6 protein-coding genes and 1 pseudogene are annotated in these 6685 nt (G+C 34.9%); 4 read left to right on the top strand and 3 right to left on the bottom strand.

Annotated features, from left to right (window positions below):
* A partial coding sequence (locus H2672_RS18740) for a replication initiation protein (protein WP_186673889.1) occupies nucleotides 1-1082 on the bottom strand: 1082 nt, incomplete at its 3' end.
* A 996-nt stretch (nucleotides 1083-2078) separates the two neighbouring features.
* Between H2672_RS18740 and H2672_RS18735 the strand changes: the two genes are divergently transcribed.
* Entirely contained in the window at nucleotides 2079-2633 is a 555-nt protein-coding gene (locus H2672_RS18735) for a hypothetical protein (protein ID WP_186673887.1), read from the top strand.
* A 346-nt stretch (nucleotides 2634-2979) separates the two neighbouring features.
* On the opposite strand, the gene H2672_RS18730 is transcribed toward H2672_RS18735, so the two are convergent.
* Complete coding sequence (locus H2672_RS18730) at nucleotides 2980-3831, bottom strand: helix-turn-helix domain-containing protein (protein WP_186673885.1); 852 nt, start codon at nucleotides 3829-3831, stop codon at nucleotides 2980-2982.
* Between the two features lie 231 nt (nucleotides 3832-4062).
* Between H2672_RS18730 and H2672_RS18725 the strand changes: the two genes are divergently transcribed.
* From H2672_RS18725 to H2672_RS18715, 3 genes are all read left to right on the top strand, one after another.
* A complete protein-coding gene (locus tag H2672_RS18725; protein ID WP_186673884.1) occupies nucleotides 4063-4740 on the top strand; it encodes a hypothetical protein in 678 nt (225 codons plus the stop codon).
* Nucleotides 4741-4745: 5 nt separating this feature from the next.
* Nucleotides 4746-5480: a hypothetical protein gene (locus H2672_RS18720; protein WP_186673883.1), complete on the top strand. Its 735-nt coding sequence runs from the start codon at nucleotides 4746-4748 to the stop codon at nucleotides 5478-5480.
* A 286-nt stretch (nucleotides 5481-5766) separates the two neighbouring features.
* A complete protein-coding gene (locus H2672_RS18715) occupies nucleotides 5767-6249 on the top strand; it encodes a GNAT family N-acetyltransferase (protein WP_186673882.1) in 483 nt (160 codons plus the stop codon).
* A 135-nt stretch (nucleotides 6250-6384) separates the two neighbouring features.
* Here H2672_RS18715 and H2672_RS18710 read toward each other — a convergent pair.
* Nucleotides 6385-6685, bottom strand: a pseudogene (locus tag H2672_RS18710) (hypothetical protein); the annotation flags it as partial.

Raw genomic sequence — 6685 nt, 5'->3', positions numbered from 1 at the left:
TCCTTTTCTTGCGGTTCGAACGACTTGTCCTTTTTTTTGAACCAGTCGGGAATGATTTCCTCCCGTCCTGTCGTTCTTTCCTTCGTTGGTTGAAGGTCAGCAAACGTTGTATGTTCTCCACGCTCATAAGCTTCCCACGCTAATTGAATTTGCGACTTAATAAATCCAAGTGGATTTTGTACCGACTTTTCTACATTTACATAGCCAATAATCATTTCTAACTCATGTTCAGCTCTATCACCCCATATGAATAATGCCCCTTGATACAACTGGGAAAAATAGTTTTGAGTGAACTGATAAAGTTTTTTGTCTGCTAAACCATTTAAACGAGTACGCACATCTTCATTTTCAGGCGCCTTTTTCGGTTGTTCAAGCTTACTTTTAGGTTCGGGTAACTGAATTTCTTTGTCTGGAGCTTTGCTTATTCTAAATTCTATTTTCTCTACTTTACGTCCTTTTTTCACTTCTTCAAAAACAACATTTACATCCGTTTTTTCATTCAACTCATTAACTGCAACTTCTAAAGCTCTTACTTTGAAAAGGTTGTAGCGATCGAATGTCGATGTTACTGCACCTAAATGTATTTTTAAATCTTCCAATGGACACGTCCACTTTCCTAAGTGTTGCCACTTCTTTAAGAGCTCATAAAGACGGATAGAGTAAGTGCTTTTTAGAGATAAGATGTTACTTAGTTTATAAGATGTAAAATGACTTTTCAATTGCAGCAAATACGGCTTTAAGTCTGGAGAAAACGCTAACTCGATTACCCCTTCACCTTCCTTATACCGTTGACTTGAAACCCAATTAGTCACAACGAATCCATCTTTCTCTACTATGTAAACAGACTTTTTTTGGAGTCTTTTAGCAATTTCTTTTATTTCTTCATACTTAGCATTGCCTTTCAGACCAAGCATTTCACTAAAATCTTTTATGGAAATCCGATACTTACGGAAATCCTCGTCATTCGGTTGGATCATTGACACCATAGTAAGTACGATTTGTTGTTCCCGAACAGTTAATGGGACGTCATGACGAGCTTCGATTAAGCGATTAGATTGTGTAACAAGGTAACTATCTTTCAATTCGAATCGACTCCATTCCATTTATTACTAACAATATAACACAATTAAACTTTATTGTGTTAGTAAATACTGAAATAAATTTAAAAACTCCTTTGTTACCAGTATATACACACTTAATTTTAATTTGTGTCTTTATCGTCATTTTGAACCCGAAAAGTGTGTCATTGTAGCATTGCAGCATCGTAGTAAGTCGTAAAGTACGAAATTAGGTATTATATTTGCAGCAGCATTTTTATATCTTTAGAGCATTTAACGTCTTGCCTTAAGAAAAAACACAGCTTTATGTAATTTGTGTCATTAGAACCCGAAAAGTGTGTCATTAGAACCCGAAAAGTGTGTCATATCAAACCCGAAAAGTGTGTCATATAGAACCCGAAAAGTGTGTCATTAGAACCCGAAAAGTGTGTCATTAGTTATCTATTAACCCAGTGGTAACAAGGATTTCTACCACTCTCTAAACAGTATTTAAAACAAAGTACTAAAACAAAGTACTATAAACAACAACAAACACGCGCGTGGTGGTGGTGGTTAAAAATCAGGTGACATTCATTTCTCTTTTTCTATCAAAAAATCCCGAAGTATTATTTCTCCAGATACAAATGTGCTTTATTAGAAAAAAAGGGACTAATGAGAACAATTAGAGCCTGTCCATTCTCGTAAACTATCATTCTGAGCATCCACCGACTCCTTACAGACGTTTCGAGGATGAATTTGAATGTATCCACCGGAATTATTTTAAGGAAGCTCTTAGGGGTGTTTAAATCGTTTTTAAGAGGATTGAACAAGCGGTCTTCGGAAAACGTGCAGTAAAGTATTAAAAACCCTGGTATGGATGTGCTGGCAACAGGATCCAAGCGCGTAATCAATCGTTTAAAACAGATACAAAGTCGAGGACGTAAACTTCTTTCTCATTTCGGGGGAGATTTTGAAGGTGAAACCTCTTTCATCTGGAATATTAGTTAGTAAGATAACCGATGAAACGAGGGTGAATGACAGATGCGAATGGATGAAAAAGCGACGTTACGCAGCATTCTTACTGCATTAAAAGACAGTAATATATCCGATGTTGCTAAACAAATCGATGGCATTAGCAAGGATCCTCTTGCGAGTGCATTGAATGCAGCAGGCTATAAATACAGTAGTGCAACTCCGAGGGGGTGGGCCTTCGTTGGCAACGGAGAAGAACCACTCGATAAAAGCATTTTCGACTTTGTGAAATCCAAATCATCGGCCAGGAAACCTCATTCACAACCGGTTCCCAAGATCATCACGACAGATTCACATACTATTCATGGGCAATTCACCGAGGATGAAATGCGAGCCATCAAAGAAATGTTGAAATCATGGCAAGAATCAGCTCCAACAATCAAAATGGAGCCAACGCTACACGAGCGTATTAAACAGCTTCCACAAGAAGAGAAGACGCGAAAGACCATTGTGATTGATCAAAGTATCGGGGAGCGTTTCGATGTGTTTTGCGAAGCAGAACGGCTTAATAAATCGGATATTTTACATTTAGCATTGGCTGATTTTATGGCTAAATTCGAATGAAAATGAGTGATTTGTTATCACCCCCCCCATGATTTTTCCTGGAGGGTTTTTCATCTAGATATCGTTGAGGTAAATCTGCATAATTATTCATGTAGACAGGCCTGGCGTTCACCAGAAAGCCCGATAATTCAACGATGTATATTTCATGCATAAAAGAGTTAGAGAGTGATAGGAGAAGAACTGAGGGTTTATAGGGGGTTGTCTGTCATCGCCAACTTCCGAGAATTGATGTTATGTCAACCCGGTGTGTATACAAAATACATATTATATTTTGAGGTTAAATAGAGGCGCCCTAAATAAAGCTTTCTTTAATAAATACTTTCTAAATGTCAGTAATATTAATTTTTCAAGAAGTATAATTATTAAATTCTTGATGAATACGTTCCCAGTAGTCGTAATCATCATAGAATATCAGTAATTGTCGTGCTTTTTCCAATGACTCTGCCGATCCATCTCCCTGAATATTAGCTCTACAAATAGCTTCTCTTGAAAAATGGAGCGCCAAAATGGAATAATCCATTTTTCTTTTGTCACATTGAAGTGAATCTACAATAATTGTAAGTGCCCTTACATAATCTTTATCTTTGATAAGTAACAGAGAGAGATTAATCTTAAATGCTATCTTCAGTCTTGCTACATCCCGAAAGTCTTTATATGTATCCAATCTTACTAATACTGTTTCTGTGAACTTAATTGCAATGTCTACTGGAAATAAAAATAAAATGGTATTGATAATACGGATATCATTTAGATACCATTGTCCATATTTTGACACACTTTCCCAAATTGGACCCACTATATTTTTGGCTACTTCTATATCTTTGGTATCATATAGTTGAATAAATGCTTCACATATTAAGTAGACATTCTTTATATCTTGGTCATACTGTTCTTCTAAAAAATCGACTGCTTGGCGCTTTAAACTACGTAGATGTTCCGTGTGATTGTAATTTATCGAAAATAATTTATGAATAAGATTTTGTTTTTGTCCGTAACTATAGCCATTCTGAATATAATCAATCTCATCCGCTGAAATATTCAAGCGATGAAGCAATTGAAGATAGATGCTCGCATCTACATCTCTTATTCCAGCTTCAAATTTTGAATAGGTGCTTTGGGAAGTAATACTGCTCGCTACTTCGGCTTGGCTGTATGATCTATTCTTTCGAATCTCTTTAAAGTCTTTTCCAAAAGACATGCCTATTCACCCTTTCTTATTCCATATGGAATATTTCGTCACGGAATCTCATTTACCCTTTAAAGTTATAGGAGAAAGGTGGGGTTAAATCATGGAATGGATACAGGTTCTTGTTGATATTTGGATTATTTCTTGGTAATTATATTTAGAATTATATATAAGTTACCTGTTTGAAAGATTAAAAAAAGCATTTTTACAACATTAAAAATTGAAAGAAGGTATTTATTGTTCATGAAAAAATTATTCTTTGTACTTTTAGCTCTCTGCTTAAGTTTTAGTACTGGTGGAAATGTTTTTGCTTCTGCAACTGAAGATTCAGAAGGAGAAGCTGTATCTGCATACTATATTAAAAATGGTGAAAAGATCTATATACCTAAAGAAGACTTTGTTGAGCTTTTTAATCAAAATTCAGTATATGAATTACCAGGTGATACTAGTGTAGAAAAAAATCAAGGAACTACAATTACACCTTATGCTAACGTCTGTGTACCTGGTTATGAGTATGATGCTAGATTGATGAGTGGTGCTTTTGAGAATCATCATTCTGGAACAAGGCAGGCTAATAAAACGAGCGGGCCAATAGGATGGACGTCTACAGTAACAAAAGGATTTGACATAAATCCTTCAGTAAGTGCTACAGGTGGATTTGATTGGAAAGTAATAGAAGCAGAAGTGGGGTTTAATATTAGTGCAACATGGAGTTGGCAAACATCCGAAGCTGTTCAAGTTTCAATCCCTGTTAACAGAATGGGATGGAATGATTTTGGTTCTTATCGAGAACAATGGACAGGTACTCACTATTATTTAACTGGATCTTGTGGGAAATCTAATCAAGTAACTGTGACACCAAAGGGATCAAAATATAAACTTAATGTTGCAAGAGAATCAGCAATTCCTCCAGGTGTGTGATTAAATTGTTCAGAAATTCCATATTCATAATTTTCGTAGTCTTCTTCTTAATAGTAGGAGGGTGCTCGAAAGCTGAACCAAAAGATATTTCTCAAATTAATACTCATAATAACTCGGAAAAATCAGATGAAGTAGAATTAGTAGTTATTGAAGAGTCTCCAGCACGAAGTACTAGTCCTGCTAATGCAGCAATTCATCAATATAAGTTTGTTTTTAAAAATAACAGTGAGAAATTTATTTCAAAATCTGAAATTGCAAACGAAGTTATTCTTGGAAATAAAGGTATAGTCACACTGGATACTCAGAAAATCAATAATAATTTTGTTCTATTGCATTATGAAAAAGAAGATAAATGGAATATTAGTGCATTAATTGATGTTGATATCAATAACGGACATTTTTTTGAGGATAAAGGTGGTTTGAATCTTCCTTTTAATGAGTTTGTTGTAGCAAAATTCACTGAAAGTGATCTGAAAACATGGGCATTTTCAAGTAAAGAAAAAGTGGTTGCCATTACTAAGTTTGCTCGTTACCCTTTTGAAAATAATAAAGTAAAAATGCAAAAGACAAGTGATGGGAAAGAAATTTACGTATCTGAAGACCCTAATAATTCTTATCTTTATTATTTTGACTCAGAATTTGTTATTGTAATTTCCGGTAATATCAGCATAAAAGAAATGCGAACTTTAAGTGAATCGATTCCTTCCGTTAATTCAATTTCATTTCCTATGTCAACTTAAGGTTTATGTAGCATACAAAATAAGAAAGGTCGATTTTCTGTAAGGGAATCGACCTTTCTTGTTTTTTCGAAAAAATAGATAATAATGAGGTCGCTTCGAAAATTCTTCTTGTTATTTACTGTTCCTACAAAGAGAATTAATTCTTTCTGGCGTTATGTTAACCTGCTGTGCATGGCGTATACAAACTCGTTCAGCTATCGAATTCCTTGTTCAACTAACGAAGCAGGTTAGTTGAACAAGGTTTTTTACAGAAGAATGGAGAATTACATAACTTAGGAGATGAAATATGATAATAAGAGAGATGAACTTATCAGATATTGAAAGGGTTAGAGGTATTGCAGTTGCAACTTGGAGGGATACATATAGTGATTTTATTCCAGAAGAAATACAAGATAAAGTTCTACAGGATGCCTACTCCAATGTGGAGATGAATAATCGGTTTAAATCTTCTCTAAATTTGGTTGCTGAAAATAATGAAGAAATTATGGGATATGCGTTTTTCTCAGGAAATTTATCTAATAAAGACGTGTTCTTAGAGTCCTTATATGTTAACCCTAACCACCAAGGTAAAGGTATTGGAAAACAATTATTGCTAACTGGCATTGCAAAATTTAAAGAACCAACTACTTTATCGTTAACAGTGTATAAAGGGAACTCTAATATTTCCTTTTATGAAAGAGAAGGATTCAAGGTAATACAAGAAAATAAAGGCGATTTTTATGGACATCCAGTAATCTTTACAATGATGAAAAAGAATTTGGATAACTAAAGTTTGTGAAGTATTCTACTTAAACTAACGGGTGCTTTACTTTAGTTAAAGAATCGGCTGCCTTTACAGGGAAGATTTTTCGCTTCGCTCAAAACCAGAACAAAACCAAGAAAAAGAGCCTTTGAGGGCTCTTTTTTATCTGCTCAATTCGTTGTCTCGCTCACGTCTGATCTCTTTTTTGTGAATCTTTTCAAATTCACTTGTTCTCGGCTCCAGTTGACCTTTCTCACGAGCCTGTGAAGTTTTTCCCTTAACTTTGTCCGCAAAATCTTTAAAGACGCTTTTGAAGTCCCTCACGTTCTTTGTATGCTCCTTAACAAATTCTTTTACACTTTGATAAGTCGCCTTAATTTCAAGCGTTAAATCAGCCACACGAGCTTTTAAATCCTTATTACTAGAAATAAGGATTTGGTTTTCTTCACTCAATTTCGTGTAA

This window comes from Sporosarcina sp. BP05 (assembly GCF_014282005.1).
GTDB lineage: Bacteria > Bacillota > Bacilli > Bacillales_A > Planococcaceae > Sporosarcina.
This window is presented reverse-complemented; position numbering and strand designations above follow the sequence as displayed.